The 21,481-nt window shown below is 72.7% G+C and carries 14 protein-coding genes; 5 read left to right on the forward strand and 9 right to left on the reverse strand.

Annotation, left to right across the window (positions count from 1 at the left end; genetic code table 11):
• Positions 1 to 546 precede the first annotated feature (546 nt).
• From ACIOMQ_RS23430 to ACIOMQ_RS23450, 5 genes are read left to right on the forward strand one after another with little or no spacing between them, the layout of a single operon-like run.
• A complete protein-coding gene (locus tag ACIOMQ_RS23430) occupies positions 547 to 4,179 on the forward strand; it encodes a DUF4132 domain-containing protein (protein ID WP_362196374.1) in 3,633 nt (1,210 codons plus the stop codon).
• The gene (locus tag ACIOMQ_RS23435; protein WP_401756297.1) at positions 4,176 to 5,312 is read left to right on the forward strand and encodes an AAA family ATPase; all 1,137 of its coding nucleotides are present in this window, start codon (positions 4,176 to 4,178) and stop codon (positions 5,310 to 5,312) included. The genes ACIOMQ_RS23430 and ACIOMQ_RS23435 overlap by 4 nt, the downstream gene beginning before the upstream one ends.
• Positions 5,312 to 7,660, forward strand: a complete 2,349-nt coding sequence (locus ACIOMQ_RS23440; RefSeq protein ID WP_402190168.1) for a DUF5682 family protein — start codon at positions 5,312 to 5,314, stop codon at positions 7,658 to 7,660. The genes ACIOMQ_RS23435 and ACIOMQ_RS23440 overlap by 1 nt, the downstream gene beginning before the upstream one ends.
• Positions 7,657 to 8,862 carry a VWA domain-containing protein gene (locus tag ACIOMQ_RS23445; protein ID WP_362196383.1) on the forward strand — a complete coding sequence of 402 codons (1,206 nt, stop codon included), beginning with the start codon at positions 7,657 to 7,659 and terminating at the stop codon, positions 8,860 to 8,862. The genes ACIOMQ_RS23440 and ACIOMQ_RS23445 overlap by 4 nt, the downstream gene beginning before the upstream one ends.
• On the forward strand, positions 8,859 to 10,910 hold the full coding sequence (locus tag ACIOMQ_RS23450) for a hypothetical protein (protein ID WP_402190171.1): 2,052 nt from the start codon (positions 8,859 to 8,861) through the stop codon (positions 10,908 to 10,910). The genes ACIOMQ_RS23445 and ACIOMQ_RS23450 overlap by 4 nt, the downstream gene beginning before the upstream one ends.
• Here the strand turns inward: ACIOMQ_RS23450 and ACIOMQ_RS23455 are convergent.
• The 9 genes from ACIOMQ_RS23455 to ACIOMQ_RS23495 form a co-directional block, all read right to left on the reverse strand.
• A complete protein-coding gene (locus ACIOMQ_RS23455; RefSeq protein WP_402190173.1) occupies positions 10,907 to 12,253 on the reverse strand; it encodes a 6-phospho-beta-glucosidase in 1,347 nt (448 codons plus the stop codon). The genes ACIOMQ_RS23450 and ACIOMQ_RS23455 overlap by 4 nt on opposite strands.
• A gap of 167 nt (positions 12,254 to 12,420) precedes the next feature.
• A complete protein-coding gene (locus ACIOMQ_RS23460; RefSeq protein WP_402190176.1) occupies positions 12,421 to 14,019 on the reverse strand; it encodes a cytochrome P450 in 1,599 nt (532 codons plus the stop codon).
• Between the two features lie 65 nt (positions 14,020 to 14,084).
• Entirely contained in the window at positions 14,085 to 14,699 is a 615-nt protein-coding gene (locus ACIOMQ_RS23465) for an ATP/GTP-binding protein (RefSeq protein ID WP_362196395.1), read from the reverse strand.
• Positions 14,680 to 15,051, reverse strand: coding sequence for a DUF742 domain-containing protein (locus ACIOMQ_RS23470; RefSeq protein ID WP_362196398.1), 372 nt, complete (start codon positions 15,049 to 15,051; stop codon positions 14,680 to 14,682). The genes ACIOMQ_RS23465 and ACIOMQ_RS23470 overlap by 20 nt, the downstream gene beginning before the upstream one ends.
• Entirely contained in the window at positions 15,048 to 15,455 is a 408-nt protein-coding gene (locus tag ACIOMQ_RS23475; protein WP_362196401.1) for a roadblock/LC7 domain-containing protein, read from the reverse strand. The genes ACIOMQ_RS23470 and ACIOMQ_RS23475 overlap by 4 nt, the downstream gene beginning before the upstream one ends.
• Positions 15,452 to 17,077, reverse strand: a complete 1,626-nt coding sequence (locus ACIOMQ_RS23480; RefSeq protein ID WP_362196404.1) for an ATP-binding protein — start codon at positions 17,075 to 17,077, stop codon at positions 15,452 to 15,454. Before ACIOMQ_RS23480 ends, ACIOMQ_RS23475 begins: the two co-directional genes overlap by 4 nt.
• Positions 17,078 to 17,638: 561 nt before the next feature.
• A complete protein-coding gene (gene thrS, locus ACIOMQ_RS23485) occupies positions 17,639 to 18,853 on the reverse strand; it encodes a threonine--tRNA ligase (RefSeq protein WP_402190178.1) in 1,215 nt (404 codons plus the stop codon).
• A 207-nt stretch (positions 18,854 to 19,060) separates the two neighbouring features.
• On the reverse strand, positions 19,061 to 19,567 hold the full coding sequence (locus ACIOMQ_RS23490; protein ID WP_362196410.1) for a MarR family transcriptional regulator: 507 nt from the start codon (positions 19,565 to 19,567) through the stop codon (positions 19,061 to 19,063).
• Complete coding sequence (locus tag ACIOMQ_RS23495; protein WP_402190181.1) at positions 19,564 to 21,312, reverse strand: FUSC family protein; 1,749 nt, start codon at positions 21,310 to 21,312, stop codon at positions 19,564 to 19,566. Before ACIOMQ_RS23495 ends, ACIOMQ_RS23490 begins: the two co-directional genes overlap by 4 nt.
• Positions 21,313 to 21,481 lie beyond the last annotated feature (169 nt).

Raw genomic sequence — 21,481 nt, forward strand, 5'->3', positions numbered from 1 at the left:
GGGGCGGAGGTCTCCCCCGGGAGGCTCCGCCCCCTGGGGCCAGTCACTCACGGCACGTCAGCCGGTCGACCGCGGCGGCCTTCGCGCCGCCCGCCGCGACGAGAGGGACGCCGCGCGAGCCGGTGACGGTGCGCGGCGGCTTCACCGACCGCTCCCGCCAAGGTGTCAAAGCGGCCGGTGGCCCCCACCGGCAGCACCCCGACGAGCGGGCCTGCCGGGCTGTCCAGGCACAGTTGGAACACCCCGTGCGCCGTGTCCGCCCGCCGCGAGACGGGCCGTCAGCCGGGCCGCCCCGGGGTCGCGGCGGCGGATTCCGCCCTTGAAACCGAGCGCGCCCGCGGCGGTGGGCGAGGTGGAGCGGCAGGTCTCCCAAGTGCCCTTTGCCCGGACCGTGCACGGAGAAGAGCCTTCCTCCAGCGGTTGACCTGCGTCTTTCCCCGCCGCTCATCCCGGTCACGCTCCGTTGTCAGTGGTCCGTTCTACTGTGGCACCACTGATCGAGGAGCCCGCGGCGGAGCGGGCTGCGGGTGTGGAGGGGGCGGGGCTGTGCGTCGCTGGGAATACGTCGAGGGCAGTGCGTCGAAGTTCTGGGAGACCGAGACCGAGGGCACCGTGGTGACAGTGCGCTACGGGCGGTGCGGGAGCGACGGACGGACGCAGACGAAGGAGTACCCGTCGGCGGAGGCCGCGGCGGCGCAGGTCCTCAAGACGATCGCGGAGAAGGAGAAGAAGGGGTACCGCGAAGTGGGCGCGTCGGCGGTGTCCGCCACGGCGGCTCCGGGCAGTGCCGTGTCCACCGCGACGAAGCAGGCCGGTGCGACCCCGGGAGCACTGTCCGACGAGGCCGCTCCCACCCCGCCCGACGAGGACACCTTCACGCTGCCCCCCAACTGGAGGCGGGTTCTCCACCCCCGGCGCGGTGGAGTGCGCCGGAGCCCGGTCAGGGTGCAGCGGGAGGCGCTCGACGCGATCGAGGCCGCGCTCGTGGAAGATGCCGCATGGATCCAGGAGTTCGTGGACGCACCGCGTTCGGACGCCGGGTTGGCCGATCGGCTGCGCGCTCATCTCGCCGGAAACCCCTCACCGGTCGGTGCGGCCGCTCTGACCGCGATCCTCGGGCTTTCCGCCTGGGCGGACTTCTGGTCCGAGCGCTACGGTCTGCCGTTCGCCGCGCGGACCGCGACCGAACTGTTCTCGGTCGACGCCGACTGGCAGCAGAGCGGCCGCAAGCGCAGCGCGCCCAGGCTGGAGGCGCTCGCGGGCCCGCGCCACGCGTACTGGGCGACGCATCACCGATCGCCGATCGACCGGGTCCGTGCGCTGATCGCCGCGGCCGACGAGGAGACCTACCGGGCGACGGTCGAGGAGCTGGCCGGGTGCCGCACCGACACCCTCCGCAAGATCATCGTCTCCTATCTCGTACCGAGTGAGACCGACTGGGTCGACGAGCTCTGCACGGATCCCCGGGTGGGCGCGGAGGAGGACCGCACCCTGCGTGCCATGGTGTTCAGCTCGTTGAACTCGGCCGACCAGCTGGCGCTGCTCCCCTACCGCCCCAACCTCACCGACGGCGTCGCGTTCATCGCGACGCTCGCCGAGGGCATCGGCCCGGCCATCGCCCCGGCGCTGGCCGACGTACTCGACGGCAACCACTCCTACGCGGACGGCGTGAGGCTCGCCGCCGACTCCCTGGCCGAGCTGCCCACCGACGAGGCGTTCCGCGCCCTGCTGGCCGGGGCGGACTCCAAGAACGTCCGCCCCGCCCTGCTCGACGCCATGCGCCGCTATCCGGTGCGGGCACTGCGGCTGCTGTCCGCCGGGGCGGGCGACGGTTCGGCCGCGGCGTCCCGGTCGTCGCAGCTGCTCCGCGGCCATGTCGGCGCCCATCGCGACCTGGTGTCGCTCGTGCTCGGAGACCTCGACGCCGAAGTGGTGAGGATCGTCGAACCGCTGCTCAACCCGACGGACCTGATCGCCGACGCACCTCTGGACGACCTGCCGGCCGTGCTCACGGCACCGCCGTGGTCCCGGCCCCGGACCAAGGCCGCGGCGACGGTCGTGACGGGACTGACCGCGGTGTCCGAACCCTCGGTGGAGTGGCTGCCCGAGGAGCGTGCCGCATGGGCGGCCTCCTCCTCCTGGTACACGACCGAGCACAGCGGCAGCGAGTGGAAGGACTGGCAGCAGGACCCTGCCACCGTGCGCCACAGCTTGAGCCTGGGCGACCTGCGGCCGGCCTGGTTGTTCGTCCACGGTGACGAGGAGCTGGTCGCCCCGCTGCTCGACTCGTGGGACCCGACCGACCTGTGGGACGGCGAGGACACCCTCAGGCCGATCGCCGCCCGCTTCGGGCTCACCGCGCTGCCTCTGCTGTTGCGCGCCGCGCCCCGGCAGCCGAGCGCGCTCGCCCCGCTGCTGCTGCCGTTCGTCGACGTGCGGGTCGCCCGGCACATGGCGAGCTGGCTGGTCCGGCTCAAGTCGACCGCGGCGACCACCCGTTCCTGGTTCACCCGGCACGGAGTCGCGGCCGCCCCGCTCCTGGTGCCGGATGCCGTGGGCAGGGCGGGCGCCGCGCGGCGCGCCGCCGAGCAGGCGCTGACCCTGATCGCCGCGGTGCACGGCGACGACGCGGTACGCGAGGCCGCCCGGGTGTACGGCGCCCAAGCGGCGGCCGCGGTGGACGAGCTGCTGGCCGTGGACCCGCTGGAGCGGGCGCTGCCTGCCAGGATGCCGGTGCTGCCCGGCTGGGCGGAGCCCTCGCTGCTTCCGCAGATCGCGGTCCGGTCCGGTGGCGCGCTGCCGGGGCAGTCGGTCCGCCATGTCCTGACGATGCTGGCGCTGTCGAAGCCCGGCGAGCCCTACCCGGGGATCTCCTCGCTCACCGGGACGGCCGATGCGGCCTCGCTCGCCGAGTTCGCCTGGGCCCTGTTCGAGCAGTGGCGGCTGGCGAACATGCCCGCGAAGGAGTCATGGGCGCTGCACGCGCTGGGGCTGCTGGGTGACGACGGGACAGTCCGCCGGATCACCCCGGTCATCCGTTCCTGGCCCGGCGAGGCCGCGCACCACCGGGCCGTGGAGGGCCTCGATGTGCTGGCTGCCATCGGCAGCGACGTGGCGCTCCTGCATCTGCACGGCATCTCGCAGCGGGTGAAGTTCAAGGCGCTCAAGGTACGGGCCCAGGAGAAGATCGCCGAGGTCGCCGCGGGGCTGGGACTGACCGGGGCGCAGCTCTCCGACCGCCTGGTGCCGGATTTCGGTCTGGGCACGGACGGTTCGACGGTCATCGACTACGGCACCCGTTCGTTCGTCGTCGGTTTCGACGAGCAGCTGCGGCCGTATGTGCTGGACGGCGACGGCAAGCGGCGCAAGGACCTCCCGAAACCGGGTGCCCGGGACGACGCGGAGCTCGCCCCCTCGGAACGCAAGCGGTTCATGGCGCTCAAGAAGGACGTCCGAACGGTCGCCTCCGACCAGGTGCGCCGGCTGGAGGCCGCGATGGTGACCGGTCGTTCCTGGACGGCCCAGGAGTTCCGGGAGCTCTTCGTCGGTCATCCGCTGCTGTGGCATCTGGTGCGCCGGCTGGTGTGGCTGAGCGAGACGGACGGTGCGGCTCCCACGGCCTTCCGGGTCGCGGAGGACCGCACGTTCGCCGATGCGGAGGACGATGCCTTCACCCTGGCGGACGAAGCGACCGTTTCGCTCCCGCACCCGCTGCGTCTCGGGGACGAACTGACGGCCTGGTCCGAGGTGTTCGCCGACTACGAGATCCTTCAGCCGTTCCCGCAGCTCGGGCGCACCGTGCTCGCGCTCCCCGAGGAGGAGTTGGCAGGGTACCGGCTCAGCCGGTTCGAGGGCCTCAAGGTGCCCACCGGAAAGGTCCTGGGGCTGGAGCGGCGCGGCTGGGAGCGCGGGGCACCGCAGGACGCCGGCGTGGAGCGCTGGATCTCCAAGCGGCTGGCCGACGACTGCTATCTGGTGATCGCGCTGCACGAGGGCATCGCGGTCGGGGTCGTCGACATGTTCCCCGACCAGATCCTCGAAACGGTCTGGCTCGACAGCCTGCCCAATGACCACTGGGACCGCCGCAGCCACCAGTTGCGCTTCGCCGGCCTGGACGCGGTGACCGTGTCCGAGCTCCTCTGCGACCTGACCGAACTCACCGAGGGCGTCGCGTCATGACCGTGAGGGACGAAGCGCGTATCGAGATGCCGGACGGCGAAGCGGCTCCGGTCCAGCGGCCCCCGGCCGAGGTGCGGTACGCCGAGGAGCTGGCCGCGCTGCGGGCCGGCGACCGTGATCCGCGGCCGCCGGGCTGGGAGTTGAGCCTGCGTGCGGCGCGCCGATTCGTCATCGGCGACGCGGACGCGGGCATCAGTCGGAAGTTCGTCGGCAATCCCTCCCTGGTGGACCGGGCGCTGGTGACACTGGCGACGAGCCGTGGACTGATGCTCGTCGGGGAGCCGGGCACCGCCAAGTCGCTGCTCTCCGAACTGATCGCGGCCGCGGTCAGCGGCGACTCGACGCTCACGGTGCAGGGCGGTGCGGCCACCACCGAGGACCAGATCAAGTACGGCTGGAATTACGCGCTGCTGGTGGCCGAGGGGCCCTCCACCCGCTCACTCGTCCCGGCTCCGATGCTGCGCGGCATGGCCGAGGGCAGGCTCGTGCGGTTCGAGGAGATCACCCGCTGTCCGCTGGAGGTGCAGGACTCGCTGCTGTCGCTGCTCTCCGAGCGGGTGGTCGCGATCCCCGAGCTGACCGGACCGGACGGCATGGTCTTCGCCCGGCAGGGCTTCAACGTCATCGCGACGGCCAACACCCGGGACCGGGGCGTCAACGAGATGAGTGCGGCGCTCAAGCGGCGGTTCAACTTCGAGACCGTGTTCCCGATCCCCGACCTGGACACCGAACTGGCGCTCGTCGAGGCGGAGGTGACCGCGTTGTTGCGGCGTTCGGGAGTGGAGCCGCCGCCGGACCGGGATGTGCTGGAGGTCCTGGTCGGTACGTTCCGGGAGCTGCGTGCGGGGGCCGGCGAGAAGGACGGGCCGGGCGGGGGCCCCGGCCGCCCCTCGGCCGTGATGAGTACCGCGGAGGCGGTCTCGGTCGCCCATGCCGTGGGCGTGCGCGGCTGGTTCCTGCGCGGCGAGCCGGGCACTGCCGCCGATGTGGTGGCGTGTCTGGCGGGCACGGCGGCGAAGGACAGCCCGGAGGACCTGGCCAGGCTGCGGCGCTATCTGGAGCAGCGGGTACCGCGCCGTCGCGGCCCGCAGTGGAAGGCCCTGCACGACGCGCGTCATCTGCTGGCCGACTGATGTCCGCGGTGTTCCTGGGGGTGCGGCACCACTCCCCCGCCTGCGCGCGGCTCGTCGAGCGGACCGTCGAGGAGCTGCGGCCCGCCCACGTGCTGATCGAGGGTCCTGCCGAGATGAACGCCCGGCTGGACGAGCTGCTGCTCGGGCACGAGCTGCCCGTCGCGGTCTTCAGCCACTACCGCGACGAGGAGCGGGCAGCGACGTCCTGGGCGCCGCTGTGCGACTACTCGCCGGAGTGGGTCGCGTTGCGTGCGGGGCGGGCAGCCGGTGCGGAGGTCCGGTTCATCGACCTGCCGGCCTGGCATCCGGCCTTCGCCGAGCGCACCAACCGCTATGCCGACGCGGAGGTGCGCTACGCGGACGCCACGGAGCGGCTGTGCCGGCACTTCGCGGTGGATTCCTCCGACGCCCTCTGGGACCGCCTGTTCGAGGTCGAGCCGGACGACGGCCTCGCCGAGCGGCTCGACGCGTACTTCGCGCTGGTGCGCGGCGACGCGCGGGCCGACGCGGGCGACCGGGCGCGCGAGGCGTACATGGCTCAGTGGGTGCGGGCGGCGGTCGCCATGGCCGGGGACCGGCCGGTGCTGGTGGTGACCGGCGGCTTCCACCAGCCCGCGCTCCGCGCGCTCGCCGATTCCCGTGAGGGGGCCGGCGCGGGCGAGGGCGGCCGGAGGGAACGGGATGCGGACGGGTGGCCGCGGGTGCCCGCCCCGCCGGCCGGGGCCGTGGCCGGGAGTTTCCTCGTGCCGTACTCCTTCCGCCAGTTGGACGCCTTCGCGGGGTACCAGTCGGGGATGCCGTCGCCCGGCTACTACCAGCAGGTGTGGGAGTCGGGCCCCGCACGCGCGGCGGACGGACTGCTGCGCGCGGTCGTCGAGCGGCTGCGGGAGCGCAGGTTCCCGGTGTCCACCGCCGACCTGATCGCGGCACGCGGCCTGGCCCAGGGGCTCACGGCGCTGCGCGGCCATCCGTACCCGGCGAGGATCGACGTGCTGGACGGCCTGGCGGGTGCCCTGATCACGGACGACCTGGACCGCCCCCTCCCGTGGACGAGCCGGGGCCCGCTGACGGCAGGCTCCCATCCCGCCGTCGTCGAGATGGTCGCGGCCTGCGGCGGGGACCGTACCGGTCGTCTCCATCCCGGTACTCCGGTACCTCCCCTGGTCCACGATGTGGCGGCGCAACTGGCCGGGCTGGCGCTCGACGGCGGCCCCGAAGCCTCGTACCGCCTCGATCTCACGGACGCCGCCGATCTGGAGCGCAGCCGCGTGTTCCACCGGCTGCGCGTGCTGGGAATCCCCGGTCACGGGCGGACCGCCGGCCCCGAGCACGGCATCGATCCGGTGTTCACCGAACGCTGGGATCCGCAGTCCGCCTCGGGCCGCGAGTCCGCCCTGGTGGAGGCGGGGGCGTACGGTGCGACGCTGGCGGCGGCGGCCGCGGTCGCGCTCACCGAGCGGACGCGGAACGGAGCGGCGGAGGCCGACGCCCTGGCCCGGACGCTGTTCGACGCCGTGCTGTGCGGGACGGACGGGCTCTCGGAGCATTTGCTCGGTGAACTGGCCGCCCGGGTCGGTGAGTTGAAGATCGCCGGTTCGCTCGGGGAGATCCTTTCCACGGCCCTGGGGCTGTGGCGGCACGACCGGGTGTTCGGGGTGGCGCACGGCCCGCTGCTCGCCGCCGTGATCGACGGGGCGACAGGGCGGTTGCTGTGGCTGCTGGAGGGAGCGCGCGGCGCGCCGGGGGTGGACTTCGCCCGCCTGCGGGCCGTGGTCGCGGTCCGGGACGCGGTGCTGCACGCGCCGCAGTTGGTCTCGGTCCCCCGGGCGGCGGCGGCCGCGATCGCGTGGCGGATCAGCGGTGACCGGGAGGCGCCGATGGATCTGCGCGGGGCCGCGTTCGGGCTGCACCGGGCGCTGGCGCAGGTGCCGGAAGCGCCCGGGGATCCGGCCGGGGCGGTACGGGCGGTGGCGACGGCCGGTACGGATGCGCTCGGCGACTGGCTGGCGGGACTGTTCGCGCTTGCCCGCGACGAGGTGACGGGCGCCGTGGGGAACGGGGGCGGTGGCGCGGAGTCAGTGATCGATGTACTGGACAGCCTGGTGTGCGCGCTGCCCGACGACGCGTTCCTGTCGGGACTGCCCGCGCTGCGTCAGGCCTTCGCCTTCTTCCCGCCACGCGAACGCGACCGGATCGCCGGTCGCCTGTTGGAACGGCGCGGAGTGCGCGGCTCGTCGCGTTCCCTGCTGCGGACCACGGCGGACCCGCTGCTGATCGCCCGGGCCCGCGACCTGGAGGAGTCCGTGTCGCGACTGCTGGCCCGCTACGAACTGGGAGCCACCCCATGACCACCCCCGAACACGTACCCGAGCGGGCGACCGCTCCCGGACGGAGCGCCGGTACGGCTCCCCCGGCGGCTCCCGACGAGGGGCTGGAACGGTGGCGGCTGGTCCTCGGCTCCGCCGCCGAACGGCACACCGGGTCGCTGGGACCGGGCAACGCCGGCCGGGACGCCGCACTCGACTGGCTCTACGGCCGCGACCCCGACCTCACCGGACGCGGAGTGCGCCGCTCCGGTACCGCCCCCCGCACGGGTGGTGACGGCCCGTCCGTGGTGACCGCGGTCGACTGGCTCGACGACATCCACCGGCTCTTCCCGAAGGAGACCGTCGAGCGCCTGGAGCGGGATGCCGTCGAGCGGTACGGCATCCAGGAGATCGTCACCGATCCCGCGGTGCTGGAGCGGGTCGAGCCGAGCCCGACGCTGCTGCGGGCGGTGCTGCGCACCAAGCATCTGATGAACCCGCAGGTGCTGCGACTGGCACGGCGCATCGTCGAATCGGTGGTGAAACAGCTCCTGGCCAGACTCCAGCCGGAGATCCGCCGGGCGTTCCACGGCACCCGCTCGCGCAGGCCCAGCCGGGTACCGCTCGCCAGGGACTTCGACTTCCGGCAGACCGTACGGGCCAACCTCGCCCACTACCAGCCGGCCGAGCGGCGCCTGCTCGTCGAGCGCGCCCACTTCCACTCCCGTACCCGCCGCCATGTGACGCAGTGGCAATTGATCCTGCTGGTCGACCAGTCGGGCTCGATGGCCGGGTCGGTGATCCACTCCGCGGTGACCGCCGCGTGCCTGTGGGGCCTGCCCGGTCTCAAGACGCACCTGGTCGCCTTCGACACCCAGGTGGTGGACCTGACCTCCGATGTGACCGACCCGGTGGAGCTGCTGATGCGGGTCCAGCTGGGCGGCGGCACCGACATCGCACGGGCCGTGGAGTACGGCGCGGGTCTCGTGGAGAATCCGCGGCGCACGATCGTCGCGCTGATCACCGATTTCTACGAGGGCGGCGACCCCTACCGGCTGCTGCGCACGGTGCGGACCCTGGTGGAGCAGGGCACCACCGTGCTGGGACTGGCCGCGCTCGACGAGGACGCCAACCCCGAGTACGACCGTGAACTGGCCGGGCGGCTCGCCGCCACCGGGGCGCACATCGGGGCGATGACACCGGGTCGCCTCGCCGAGTTCGTTGCCGAAAGGCTGGGCCGATGAGCGAAGTATCGAACGGCCCCGTCGCGGCCCGCCCCGATCTGCTCGCCCTCACCCCGGACACGCTCGCGGCGCTGGCCAACCGCGGCCTGGTCAAACGGGCCGCGAAGGAGCTGGACGGGGGCACGGTCCCCACGCTCACGACCGACCCCGACACCACGGTGCGCGCCCGCTTCGACGACGGCACCAGCACGGCGCTGCCACCCGGTACCGGCCTGGACGCCGGCAACTGCAGCTGTGCCGCGCCGGGCGTGTGCCGCCACCTCGTCGCCCTGGTGCTGGCCTATCAGCGCGAGGGCGGGACGGAGGCGGTCGGCGCCCCCGCCCCCGCCGCCGAGTGGTCTCCCGGCGGCACCGACGACACGGCTCTCGCCGAAGCCGTCGGCGCCCGTCCGCTCGCCGCGGCCCGCCGCACCTTCGAGCGGGGTTACGCCGCGCTGGTGCACCGCCCGTCCCCGGACCATCCCGAGCCCCGGGTCGAACTGCCCACCTGCACGGTGCGTTTCCCGGTCCCGGACGAGATCGCGTACGCGCTGACGGACGCGGCCGCCGCACTGCGCGGCGAGGTGGTGGCGCTCGCCGTATGGGCGTTCCGGGCCGCCGACGAGGCGGGTGCCGGCGAAAGATCCGTCTCCGTACAGGTCGGTGGGCGCGCCACCGCCCCGCCCTCGGCCGGGCCCGCGCTCGACGCGGCCGCCGAGCTGGCGGACGAACTGCTGGCCGAGGGTGTGGCCCATGCCGGGCCGGTCCTCGGCGGAGCCCTGGCGCGGGCCGGTGCCGGGCTGGCGGCCGCGTCGCTGCACTGGCCCGCCGGTGCGCTCGCCGAGCTGACGGACCAGCTCACGGCGTACGCCGACCGCAGCGCCCACTACCGCCCGGAGCTGGTCGCCGCCCTGCTCGCCGAAGTGCACGCCCGGCGACGGGCCGCCGCGCTCCCCGGTGTGCTGGGTACCCGCGAGGCCGGGGACACCCCGTTGCGCCGGGTCCGGCTGACCTCGCTCGGCTGCCGGGTCCACGGCACGGCGCAGTCCCTGGTCTCCGAGGTGTATCTCGCCCATCCCGGCGCGGGTACCGTCCTCGTCCTCCGCAGGACCTGGACGGCTGCCGAGGGCAAGGAGCTCACCGGCCACCGACTGGCCACCCGCCGGGTCCTCGGTACGCCGCTGGCCTCGCTGGCCGCCGGAAGCCTGGTCAGCGAGAGCGTGCGCCGCACGGCGAGCCGCGCGCTGACGATCGCCCGCGGCCGGCTCGGCACGACGACCATCACGCCCGTCGGCGCCGCCTGGACGGAGCTTCCGGACCCTCTGCTCGTACGGGACCTGTCCGCGCTGACGGCGGGCTGGGAGGGAAGGCCGCCCCGGCTGATCCGCCCGCGGGTCGAGGCGGAGGCCGTCCATGTCGTCGCGCTGTCGGAGGTGGAGAGCGTGGGTTACGACCCTGCCGAGCAGCGCCTCGAAGCCGTCGTACGCGACGCCTCGGGGGCCCCCGCGCTGGTGACGTCCGCCTACCGGCCGGAGTGCCCCGGCGCACTGGACGCCCTGGCCGACGCGCTGGAGGGCGGCGCCACCCATGTCAGTGGTTCGGTGCGCCGTTCCGGCGGCGGGATCGAGATCGATCCGATCGCGGTGCTCACCCCGGCCGGGACGGTCGTGCCCGATCTCGCCCCCGGTGACGGTTCCACGGCCCTGGCAGCCGCGGTCGGAAGGCCGGCCGATCCGCTGACGGCGGTGCTGGACGAGGCGGTGTCCGCCCTGTCGGCGGTGCCGCACGGCGGGCTGCGGCATCTGACGGTCCCCGCCCGTTCCCGCATGGACGAGGCGGCGACGGCACTGTCACGTACCGGCCTGACCCGCGCCGCGACGCTGCTGCGTACCTTCCTCGGCACACTGGACGACGGGGCCGCGCCGGACGGCGAGGCCCTCGCCGCCCGTTCCGGCGCGTGGCTGGACGCCCTGCTCCACCTCCTGGTCGGCAACGAACTCCGTTCCGTCCAACCCGATTTCGTGGCGTCCTCGGCGCCCTTCCAGGGCCGGTTCGCGGCGCCCTTCTAAGGCCGGTTCAGATAGGCGAGTCCGGGATGGACCTTCAGGTACCCGTCGAGGAGGCGTCCGGCCACCGCCACGGAGTCGACCAGCGGGTGCAGCGCGAAGGCCTTCACGGCGGCGGCGCGTGAGCCGCTCTCCGCCGCGTCCAGCACCGCGCGTTCGACCGCCTTGACCGCGGTGACCAGACCGACGGCGTGGTACGGCAGCGGGTCGACGGCGACGGGATCGGCACCGTTCGCGTCGACGAGGCACGGCACCTCGATGACGGCGTCCGCGTCGAGGACGGAAAGCGTCGTCCGGTTGCGGACGTTGAGGATCAGCGAGGTCCGCTCGTTGCGGGCGACGGCCCGCATGAGGGCGAGTGCCACGTTCTCGTAGCCGCCGGACTCCAGATCGCTCTCGTCCCGCTCGCCTACCCCGGCGACCTCCCGGTTCTCCGCCATGTAGGTGGCTTCGCGTTCGGCGCGGGTGCGGTCCCAGGCCTGCAGCGCGGGGACGGCCGGGTCCTTCATCCGGGCGTAGAAACCCTCCTGCTGCTCGCGGAGAAAGGCGCCGCGGGTCTGCTCGGCGTCCTGGTAGGCGCGTACGGCTTCCCGGTTGAAGTAGTAGTAGTGCAGATACTCGTTGGGGACGGCGCCCAGCGACTTCAGCCAGTCGGCGCCGAAGAGCCGCCCCTCCTCGAAGGAGCCGAGGAGGGCCGGGTCCGCCAGCAGCCGTGGGAGCTCGTCGCGGCCGTCGACACGCAGTCCGCGCACCCAGCCCAGATGGTTGAGGCCGACGTAGTCGATCCGGGCCCGGTCGGGGTCGGCGCCGAGCACCCGGGCGATCCGGCGGCCGAGGCCCACCGGGGAGTCGCAGATGCCGATGACCCGGTCGCCCAGGTAGCGGGACATGGCCTCGGTGACCAGGCCCGCCGGGTTGGTGAAGTTGATGACCCAGGCGTTCGGGGCGAGTCTCGCGATGCGCCGCGCGAGGCCGACGGCGACGGGCACGGTGCGCAGCCCGTACGCGATGCCGCCCGCGCCGACCGTCTCCTGGCCGAGTACGCCTTCGTCGAGGGCGACCCGTTCGTCGGCCGCCCGGCCTTCGAGGCCGCCCACCCGGATCGCCGAGAACACGAAGTCGGCGCCGCGCAGTGCTTCGTCGAGATCGGTGGTGGCGTTGACGGGAGGGGCGTCCGGAACGTTCGCGGCCTGGTCACCGAGCACCCTGGCCACGGCGGTGAGCCGGTCGGCGTCGGTGTCGTAGAGCGTGACCGCGGTGACGCGGCCCTCGGCGTGATCGGCGAGCAGCGCCCCGTACACGAGTGGAACCCGGAATCCGCCGCCGCCCAGAATTGTCAGCTTCACGCTTCCGCATGGTACGGGGACCGGCCCGGCCCCGGTCCGAGCGACTCCGGGCGGCGGCTCCCGCCCGGCGCCCGCGACGCCCGGCCCGGTGGCCGTGGACCTGCGGGGCCCATGGCCACCGGGCCGTTGGCCGGACCCGGCCCCGCCCGGGGCGGGCGGGGCCGGGGTCAGTCCCCGCTCCACCAGCGCGAGACGGCACGCCACAGCCGCGCCGGTGCGGTCTCGCCGCGCTGCTGCGGGATCCGCCCGGTGGCGGACTGCTCGGCGGGGGTGTCTCCGGGCTCGTCGGCGGCCGAGCGCACAGGTGTCGCACCCGTGGATACCGCATCCGCGCCCGTGCCCGGGGCGGCGGGTGCGGCGGCCGGGGCGGGACCGGGGGCGCGGCCGGGGGTGGGAGCGGTGTGCCGGACCGTCGACTGGACCTCCCAGTCCTGGCGCTGCGGGTTCGGCCTGCCCATGGAGGGTGGTTCCCTGTCGTCCTGCGGCGGACGCGCCGCGAAGTCCGCCGGAAGCTCCACCAGGTGCCGGCCCATGAAGTTCCCGATCCAGCTCAGCTCGCTCTCGTCGACGGCGAGTTCGAGGTCGGGGAGGCGCATCAGCAGGGCGTCGACGCCGACGTCGGCGACGGCGCGTCCGATGTCCTGCCCGGGGCATTCATGGGGGCCGCCGCTGAACGCGAGGTGGGCCCGGTTGCCCTCCATGTCGGCGTTGAGGTCGGGCCGTACCACCGGATCGGTGTTGGCCGGTGCGATGCCGACGATCAGCGCGTCGCCCGCCTTGATCTGCTTGCCGCCCAGTTCGGTGTCGCCGACGGCCCAGCGTCCGAAGACCGCGGTGAACGGCGGTTCGTCCCACAGCGTCTGCTCGACCGCTTCGGGCACCGTCATGTGTCCGCCGCTGAGCCTGGCCCGGAAGCGGGGGTCGGTGAGCACCACCCGCAGTACGTTGGCGATCAGGTTGGCGGTCGCCTCGTAGGAGGCGATGAGGACCAGCCGCAGATGCTCGCTGACCTCCTGGTCGTTCATCCCCGCCGGATGCTCGACGAGCCAGGTGGCGAAGTCGTCCGCGGGCTCGCGCCGGCGGCGTTGGACGAGCCGGGTCAGGGCGTCGAGGACGTAGGCGTTGCTCGCGACGGCGGTGGCCGTGCCCCGGGTCATGTCGCGAGCGGCCTGGACCATCCGGTCGTTGTACTCCTCGGGCATGCCGAGGATCGCGCACATCACCATCATCGGCAGCCGTTCGGCGAACTGGCTGACCAGGTCGACGCGGCCTTCCTGGCAGAAGTCGTTGACGAGCCGGTTGCTGTAGCGGTTGACGTGGCGGCGCACCCCGCGGGTGTCGATGCGGCCCATGCTGTCGGTGACGGCGCCGCGCTGGCGCTCATGGGTGGCGCCGTCGGCGAAGACGCAGATCGGCTGCCAGGTGAAGATCGGGGCGAGTGGGTGGTCCGGTGCGACACTGCCGTCCTGCAGCGCCCGCCACCGCCGCGAGTCGCGGGAGAACTGCGAGGGGGTCCGGGTCATGTGCAGGTTCTCGCTGTGCCCGAGGACCAGCCAGGCGGGCACGTCTCCGTGCAGCAGCACGGGCGCCACGCTGCCGTGTTCGGCGCGCAGTTTGTCGTACAGCCCGTGGGGGTCCCGCTCTGCCTCCGGGCCGTAGAGCCGGCGTAGTCCGCCGGGGCCGATGCCGAGGCCGTGGGCCGGGCACTCGGGGGGCGGTACCGGCCCCTGGGCCGCTCCGGGCTCGTAGTGGAATGGGGTTGTCACGATCGCTCCAGGGATCAGGTTTCCAAGGACCAGACGGATGGGACGCGCGGGGGTGTGTACTGCGGTCAGGCGAGCGGGAGGGCCAGACTGTGCAGATAGCGCATCAGCGTCATCAGTACGTCGCGGCTGGAGGCGCGCAGCCGGGCGTCGCAGTCGATCATCGGAACCTCTTCGGGAAGGTCCAGGGCGCTGCGCAGCGCCTCGACCGGGTGTTTCGGTGCGTCGGGAAAGGTGTTGACGGCGACGACGAACGGAACGCCGCGCTCCTCCAGCCGCCCGATGACGTCGAAGCTGACTTCGAGGCGGCGGGTGTCGATGAGGACCACCGCGCCGAGGGCGCCTTCGAACAGGCCGTTCCACAGGAACCAGAACCGTTCCTGGCCCGGGGTGCCGAACAGATAGAGGATCAGCTCCTCGCTGATGGAGATCCGGCCGAAGTCCATGGCGACGGTGGTGGCGGTCTTGTTCTCCACTCCGAAGTTGTCGTCCACGCCGACACCGGCCTGGGTCATGGTCTCTTCGGTGGTCAGCGGCCGGATCTCGCTGACCGATCCGACCATGGTCGTCTTGCCGACCCCGAACCCGCCGACGATCACGACCTTCACCGCGGCTGTGGCCGTGGTGGGAAGGACGTCCTCGCGCCGCGGGCCGGTGATCGTGTCAGAGCTTCTGAAGTCCATGCATCACCGCTTCGAGAAGGGACCTGTCCGGGAGAGTGGCGCGGACGATGGGCGCGCGCGATTCGACGAGTTCGCTCGCGAGGAGTTCCGTGAGGAGCGATGTCACCACGCTGAAGGGCAGACGGAGGTACGCCGAGATCTCGGCGACGGATAACGGCGCCTGGCAGAGCCGCAGGATCACGGCCTGCTCGGGCTGGACGGTCGGCGTCGGCTGGGCCTTCGCGACGACCATCGTGACCAGGTCGAGCGGCGCCCGCTCGCTGCCGTCGGGATCGCCGGTGATCACGTACAGCCGTTCCGGATCGCTCAGTGCCGGATCGGCCTTTCGGCGTTCTCGTCGGGGAGAATTCATCCGGACTGCCCGTCATGGCGCGGAGGGCTCGTCAGATGGGCGCCGATCCTGACGACCATGTCGCGCATCCGCGATCCGACGAGCCCCGCGTCCACGGTCTCACCGGCGAGGACCGCGAGGTACGCGCCCGTTCCGGCGGCCATCAAGTAGAAGAAGCCGCCGGTGACTTCGATGACGACCAGGCGCATGAGGCCGTCGCTGTACGGGATTTCGGAGGCGACGGCGGCGGCCAGGCTCTGCAGTCCGGCGCAGGCCGCTGCGAGGCGGTCGGCGACATCGGGGTCGCCGCCGTGCCGGGCGATGCGCAGACCGTCGGCGGAGAGCACCACGATCTGGTGGATGTCCGGTACGTCGTCGGCCAGTTCCTTGAGCATCCAGTCCATATTTCCCCGCTGCTGGATCACTTCAGGTCTCCCTTGTCCCAGGCATCGTCAGAGTCTTCGTCGGTCTTCGGGTCCTGCGGCACGCCGTTGACGGCGTTGGTGAAGGCCTCAAGCCAGAGCCCGGGGGGCTGTTCCTTGCCGCTGTCGTTCCCCTGACCCTGACCGTGGCCGTTGACGTAGCCGTTGACGTGGCCGTTGCGCTGTCCTGCGGTGGGGTCGACGGACTGTGCGGGGAGATTGTGCGAGCCCAGGGGGGCACGGCCGCGGCTCCGTCGTTGCGGAAGCCCTCCGGCGGTCCACTCGGTCACCACGGGGACGTCGTCCTCCAGGGCAGCTGCGGGGACGACCGGCCGGGTGACGGGGGCGACCGGTCCGGTGGCGGGGCGCTGGGCCACGGGGCGGGGCTTGCGGCGGGGCGGTACGACGTGCTTCATCGCCTCTTGGTCGATGTCGCTGGTGGGCCTCGACGTGGCTCCGATGCCGTGGGCGATACCGGGAGCGGGGCCGGTGGTGATCATGGCGCGGGGCACGATGAGTACGGCCCGGACGCCGCCGTAGGCGGACTGCCGCAGCGAGACCTGGAGGTCGTACATCCGCGAGAGCCGTCCGACGACGGCCATGCCGAGCCGCGGGGACTCGCCGAGGTCGTTCATGTTGGAGCCGGCCTGGGCCCTGGCGAGCATGTTCTCGGCCCGTGACCGGGCCTCCTCGCTGAGCGAGACTCCGCCGTCCTCGATCTCGATGGCGATGCCGGTCTGCACCTCGACGGCGGTGACGTGCACCCGGGTCTGCGGCGGCGAGTAGCGCGTGGCGTTGTCGAGGAGTTCGGCGCAGGCGTGGATGAGCGGCTCGACGGCCGTGCCGATGATGGCGACCTTCGCGATCGAGTGCAGATCGACCCGCGGGTATTCCAGGATCCGCGACATGGCGCCGCGCAGCACGCTGAACAGCGGTACGGGCTTGGGCCATTGACGACTGGGGCGGGCGCCGCCGAGTACCGCGATGGAGTCGGCGAGACGGCCGATCAGCGCGGTGCCGTGGTCGATGCGGAGCAGGTCGTCGAAGACGTCGGGATTGCGCCCGTGGTGCTCCTCCATCTCCCGCAGTTCACTCGCCTGGCGGTGGACGATCGCCTGGACGCGCCGGGCGACGTTGACGAAGGCCCGCTGCGCGGAGTCACGCATCGCCTCTTCGTTGTCGATGATGTTCAGCACCGTGTAGACGAGGGTGCGTTGGGCGTCGGGCAGGTCGCGGTACAGCTCGTCCGAGTCGACGACGTCCCGGAGCACCTCTTCGGGCGAATTACCCACGCGCAGCCGGTGGATGGCGGCCGGCAGGAGCTCCTTGCTGATCCGCACGGTCTCGTCGTCGTGGATGGCGATGCGCCGTTCCAGGTCGGCGAAGCGCCGTTCGTACACCGCGCGCTGGGTGCGCATGTCGCGTGCCCGGCGGGCGAGTTGAACGGTGAGTGCGGTGACCAGGACGGTGGCGAGCGCGCCGCACCAGACGACTGGTATGCGCGCGGCCCCGGAAACCAGTGCCACCGCGGCGGCGGTCGCGCCGCCCATCAGAAGCAGGGGCAGCAACATGGCGCGAACGACGGGGGCTTCCCGTTCGTTCGGCGGTGATTCAACACGAACCATCTAAAACCTCTGGCGGTTGATTCGGGAGGTAAACGCGCTTGAAGGACACTTGGGAACAAGCGCTCGAATTCATATCAACTCGACTTCGCTGCGCGTGAGCTTAGTCAGATCGAATCAGGGCTTCGGCACATTCACCCAACCCCCTGCGCGAGCGCTCCCGCGGTAATACACTCACGAGTTTTTGCACGCACCGCCTCCGCACGTGCGCGGGGAGTGACGATCGAGAGGGGTCCGCGATCCGAGGCGCCCGCCGTCCCGCCCGGCGGGACGCCCCGCCGGGCGCCCGGAGAACCGCTTCGGACGAAGTGAGGACCGTCTCGCACCGAGGGGCGAGCGCACATGCGATCGAAGTGGATCGAAAGGAGCGCACTGGTGACTGGCGGGCCGGCCCCGGGCCCTAAGGGCTGCCTCGTGGTCCCTGGTGGATCGGCGTGCGGCGTCGGATGCGGTGCATCGCAAGGCGGAGGGGCGCCCGGATACTGGAGGTATTCGAGCGTTCCGACAACGCGGCGAGGCGCCGTAGCTGCCCTCGCACGCCCGCCAGGGACTACGGGACAGCCCTCAGTCCCAGAGGTCGGTGCTGTGGGCCTCGATGAGGGCGGTGATGCGGGCGAGGACATCGTCGGCGGGCTGCGGATCGTGCCGGCGCCCGTCGCGCAGACGCAGGGCGACATGGTCGTCGACGGCTTCCCTGGCACCGATGACGGCCTGGTAGGGCACCAGGCGGGCCTCCCGGATGCGGGCGCCCAGGGTGCCGCGTTCCGGTCCGGCGATCTCGGCGCGCAGCCCGAGGCCGGTGCACCGCCGGGCGAGTGCCCCGGCGTTCGGCAGTTCGGCTTCGGAGACCGGGAGGATCGCCAGCTGAGTGGGGGCGAGCCAGGCGGGGAAGGCCCCGCCGTGCTGCTCGACGAGGTGGGCGACGGCGCGCTCCACGCTGCCGATGACGCTGCGGTGGATCATGACCGGCCGGTGTTTCGCGCCGTCCGCGCCGATGTAGTGCAGATCGAACCGGGCCGGCTGGTGGAAGTCGACCTGGACGGTGGAAAGGGTGGACTCCCGGCCCGCGCTGTCGGCGACCTGGACATCGATCTTGGGGCCGTAGAACGCGGCCTCGCCCTCGGCCGCCTCGTAGGGCAGGCCGGAGCGGTCGAGGACGTCGGTCAGCAGGGCGGTGGACCGCTGCCACAGCTCGGGGGCGGCCACGTACTTCCCGCCGGGCCCCGGAAGGGAGAGCCGGTAGCGGGCCGGGCTGATGCCCAGCGCCCGGTACGCCCCGCGGATCAGCTCCAGCGCGGCCTGCGCCTCCTCGGCGGCCTGGTCCAGGGTGCAGAAGATGTGCGCGTCGTTCAGCTGGATGGCCCGCACGCGGGTCAGTCCGCCGAGCACTCCGGAGAGTTCGGAGCGGTACATGGCACCCAACTCGGCCATACGCAGCGGAAGTTCGCGATAGCTGTGGGAGCGGGAGCGGTAGATGAGCGCGTGGTGGGGGCACAGACTGGGCCGGAGCACGACCTGTTCCGCGCCGAGCTCCATCGGCGGGAACATGTCGTCGCTGTAGTGCGACCAGTGCCCGGAGATCTCGTACAGTTCCCGCTTGCCGAGCACCGGTGAGTACACGTGCCGGTAACCCGCCCGCCGTTCCGCGGTGCGGATGTACTCCTCCAGGGTGTGGCGCACGGCTGCGCCGTCGGGCAGCCAGTAGGGCAGCCCGGCGCCGATCAGCGGGTTGGTGTCGAACAGGTCCAGCTCGCGGCCGAGCTTGCGGTGGTCGTGCATGGCGGTCTCCTCGCGGTCGTCGGGCGGGTGACCGCAGGACGAAGCCCCGGGGCACTCGCCCCGGGGCTTCGGACTGAACAGCTGTCAGCGCGCCGGGACACTCTCCGGCGTCGTCGTCATGGCAGCGCGCTTCATGCGGGGGACGTTAGCAGCGGCGTACCGATGCCCGCACGGGATTTGCCGCCGGGGCCGCTGCCCGGCCCCCGTTCAACGCCGCGCCCCGCCGATGCGCCCCTCCAGCTGCACCAGCAACTCGCTGAGCTGGGCGCTGAGTCGGGTACGGGTCTGTTCGTCGAGACCGGACAGCACCGCGCGTTCGTAGGCCAGCTGGCGCGGCAGCAGCCGGTCGACCAGCTCGCGCCCCTCGTCGGTGAGACGGACGTGGGCGACGCGGCGGTCGCGGTCGTCGCTGCGGCGATCGACGAGGCCCCGTTCCTGAAGGACCCGCAGGCGCTTGGTGACGGCGGCGCCGGAGGAGAACGTCTCCCTGGCCAGCTCACCGGGGGTGAGTTCGCGGTCGGTACGGCGCACGGCACCGAGCAGGTCGAACTCGGCACGGGTCAGGCCGGCGGCGCGCAGTGGGGCGTCCTCCGCCTGCTGAAGCAGGGCCGCGCAGCGGTTGATGCGGCCGATGAGCTCCATCGGTCCGGTGTCCAGCTCCGGGTTGACGGCCTGCCACTGCCGTACCACCGAGGCGACGATGTCGTCGGTCACACCGCTCCGTTCTCCTGGGCCGGGGCGATCAGCCCCTGCCGCGTTGCTGTCGCCGCGAGCGTACGGTGTCCGGCCTGCTCGGCCGCGAGGACCTGCTCCTGGGGCAGGGCTCGCTGCCACCATTCACCCGCCGCGGTGTCATCGGCTTCGCGCAGCTCGACGAGCGAACCGGTCAGCCTGCGGCGGGCGGCGTCGAGGTCGGCGGGCGTGGGCCGCGGGGCGGCGAGCGCGTGCACGGCGTGGGCGCGCGCCTGCTCGGTGGCGGCCAGGGCCCGCTCCAGGCGTCCGGCGGCCCGGCGATTGGTCACCAGCACGGCGGCGAGCATGCCCATCGCGGCACCGATCACGGTGTCCAGAACCCGGTCTCCGATGAGTTCACCGGCCGGGTGGGTGCCGCCGAATTCCAGGACCAGCAGGGCCATCGGGGTGACGGCGATGGAACCGAGCCAGTAGTTGCGGGTGATCAGGGCCTCGGCTGCGAAGCCGAAGAACAGGCAGAAGCCGATCAGGGCCAGGGGTCCCGTGCGGCTGACCGGAAGGACGGCGGCGAAGACGAGGACGCCGAGCAGATTGCCGAGGGTCCGCTGGAGGGCCCGGTTCCAGGACAGCGTCACATTGGCCTGGTAGAGGGAGGCCGCGGTGACGATCGCCCAGTAGGGGCGGCCGACGCCGACCGCCTGGGAGACATATCCGGCCAGGGCGCACCCGATGAGCGCGCGGGCGCCGATGGGCAGCAGCGGAGAGCCCGGGGCCAGGCTGCGCAACAGGGCACGGCGGGCGTCGCGGCGGCTTCCGGTGCGCCGGGCGGCCCGTTCGGCGTCGATGCCGAACAGCTCCGCCGAGGTACCGGGAGCGGGCGGCGGGGTGGGGACCGGGCCGCGGGCGCGGGTCTGCCGGGCCCAGGCGCGGAGCCGGCCGGGATCGGCGCCGGAGGCCGGGCCGGGGACGGAGGCCGGGGCGACGCCGGAGGCCGGGGCGGCCGGGGAATCGCCGAGGGCGCCTCCGACGAGGGCGGCTTCGGCGTGGACGACGAGGCGTTCGAGCGCCCGGCGCACGGGGGTGGGGCGGCCGGCGGCGAGCAGGGTCTGCCAGGCCGCGTGCACGGCGGCGGCCGCGGCGTGCCGGGTGCGGTGGCCGGGGTCGGCGGCGTATGCCGCGGCCGCGTCGAGTGCGCGGGCGGTCGCCCGGCGCTCCGGGCCCTCCCTCCGGACCGCCGCGGGGCCGACGGCGACCAGCCAGGAGACCACGCCCGCGGCCAGGGTCAGCGTGAGGTGGCCCGGCACCTGACCGAGGTGCTGCGGGGCGAAGAGTGCGGCCGAGGTGACGAACGTGAAGATCACCGGTCCGGGCGGACCGATGCGGGTGGCGTCACAGAGGGTCTTCTGTCCGGCCGCGAGCAGCGCGCCCACCGCAATCAGCACGGCGGTCGATCCGGTCAGCGAGGCCGCGACCAGGGATATCGCCAGACCGATGGCCATCGAGACGACGACTCCGGCGACGGCGCGGGCGCGGCGGGCGTACGGCAGGTTGTGGCCGTACAGCGCGCAGAGCGAACCGGCCATCGTGTACATCACGAGGTCGAGCCGGTCGAGGGCGAGCAGCGCCAGATCCGGTACCGCGGTGGCGACGACCACGCTCAGCGCCGGTTTGAACCACATGTCCGAGGGCCGGGCGAGGCGCAGGGGCGCCACCAGCGGGAGACTGCGTACGGCGGGCCGGCGGGGCCGGATGGATGTATCGCTCACTCAAATATTTTAGCAGGTATTACACCCGTGAAACGTTTTCCTCTCGCGGCGCCTCCGCCGCGCGGCACCGATGGCTGACCTCTCCGCGACGCAATAGCGTTCGGTTGCACGACGACAGACGCCCACGCACCCGCCGGTCCGCGCATCCGTGCGTCCAGGGAGGAAACCG

The sequence above is a fragment of the Streptomyces sp. NPDC087845 genome, from assembly GCF_044742755.1.
GTDB lineage: Bacteria > Actinomycetota > Actinomycetes > Streptomycetales > Streptomycetaceae > Streptomyces.